The organism is Psychrobacter sp. 1U2, assembly GCF_051847575.1.
Map to the genome: position 1 here is coordinate 1 of NZ_JBPYDC010000084.1, position 2,015 is coordinate 2,015.

Below are 2,015 nucleotides of genomic sequence, written 5' to 3' on the forward strand. Positions count from 1 at the left end.
ACATGGCGAAACATACCGTTTTTAGATTTTCCCATGGCTGAGCGTACACCGTCTACGATGACCACATCTTTTGGACTTAAAGTTGTCATACTATTTTCCTTTTCAATTTTTATTGTCAGTGTTATCAGTTCGCTTTGATACTAGATACGATATGTACTTGTATACCTAACTTTTTAGGGCTAGAAACAAATTGAACCGAACAAAACGGTACGCTTGCTGTTCACTTTCTCGATATAGCCATTGCTATCAGCGATACTTGCAAACGCACCCCACTTATCCTTATACGGTATGCTCGTTACGCTGTGGCGTAAAAAGTCTCACCTGCAGCTGCCATGTCGCGAATCTTTTGCGGGGCTTCATAGGCTTTGCCAAGGTGTGCGTACTTTTCACACAGTGCCAAGTAGTTATCTAGACCCATTTGGTCGATATAACGGCAAGGACCACCGCGGAACGGCGGGAAACCAACACCCATGATCATCGCCATATCAGCCTCACTTGGCGTACTGACGATATTGTCTTCTAGACAGCGTACGGTCTCATTACAGAAAGCCAGCATAGTGCGGTCAATGATGGTTTGATCATCAAATTCCCGCGTGTCGCTATCTGTCGTGGTTTTTAATAGCTCATAAGTGGCGTCGTCAGCGACTTTCTTCGGCTTACCGCGCTTATCTGTTTCGTACTTATAAAACCCAACGCCGTTCTTTTGACCTAGACGCTCGTTTTCATATAAATGCTGGATCGCACCTTTATAATCAGGCTTCATGCGGTCAGGGAAGCCTTCCGCCATGACTTCTGCGCCGTGCACACCAGTGTCTAGACCGACCACATCAATTAAGTAAGCAGGACCCATTGGCCAGCCAAATTTCTCCATGACCTTGTCAACATGGACAAAATCGGCACCTTGCTTAAGCAATAAATCAAACGCACCGAAGTATGGGAACAATACGCGGTTTACTAAGAAACCTGGGCAGTCGTTAACCACAACCGGTACTTTACCCATCTTGGAGGCCAATGCAACGGTGGTTGCAATCGCTTCTTCAGAGGACTTTTCACCGCGGATAACTTCCACCAGTGGCATACGATGTACTGGGTTAAAAAAGTGCATACCGACGAAGTTTTCTGGACGCTCAAGTACTGTTGCCAAATGAGTGATAGAAATCGTTGAGGTGTTAGATGCCAAAATCGCATCTTCTTTTACTAGACCTTCTACTTCTTTGAGCACGGCATGCTTAACCTTAGGGTTTTCTACTACCGCTTCGATGACGATGTCAGTCTCAGCAAAGTCACCATAGTTCAGCGTTGGACGGATACGGCTTAAAGTTTCACCCATTTTGGCTGGGGTCATCTTCTCACGATCGACCATTTTACTTAATATCTTACTGGCCTCTTTCATACCCAAATCTAATTGCTCAGACTTGATGTCTTTCATGATAATTGGCAAGCCCTTGCTGGCTGCCTGATAAGCGATACCGCCGCCCATGATACCAGCGCCTAGTACGGCCGCTTCATTGATATCATGTGCTTGCTTGCTGTGCTGCTTCGCTAATTTTTTAACCAATTGATCATTCAAGAACAGACCAACCAAGCTCTCTGCTTGTGGCGTTTTGGCAGCTTTTGCAAAACCAGCAGCTTCAACTTCAATCGCTTTATCACGTGGCAAGTTAACATGCTTTTCAATCGCTTCGATCGCGATGGCTGGTGCTGGGTACTGCTTAGGATTGGCTTTAGAGAAGATCATGCCTTTGGCACTGTTAAACGCCATCGCTTGCTCAAGCTGGTTTAGCTTAACAGGGTTTAGTTTCTCTTCACGCTTGGCCTGCCAATCAAGCTCACCTGAGATGCATTTTTTGACCAAATCAATGGCAGCATCCTGTAAGTCATCAGCAGGAACGGTTGCATCAACCAAGCCTAGCTTGAGAGCTTCCAATGGTTTTTTTGGCTTGCCAGTGGCGATTAGCTCAAGCGCGTTATCGATACCGATTACACGTGTACTACGAACCGTACCACCAAAACCT

General features: G+C 46.0%; 2 protein-coding genes. Both read right to left on the reverse strand.

All coding sequences use genetic code 11. From position 1 onward, the window contains the following. The coding region (locus ACS8FD_RS13330; protein WP_439276240.1) for a hypothetical protein at positions 1–89 on the reverse strand (89 nt) is incomplete at its 3' end. A 206-nt stretch (positions 90–295) separates the two neighbouring features. Then, positions 296–2,015, reverse strand: a 1,720-nt coding sequence (gene fadB, locus ACS8FD_RS13335; protein WP_439276239.1) for a fatty acid oxidation complex subunit alpha FadB, incomplete at its 5' end; no start/stop codon positions are given.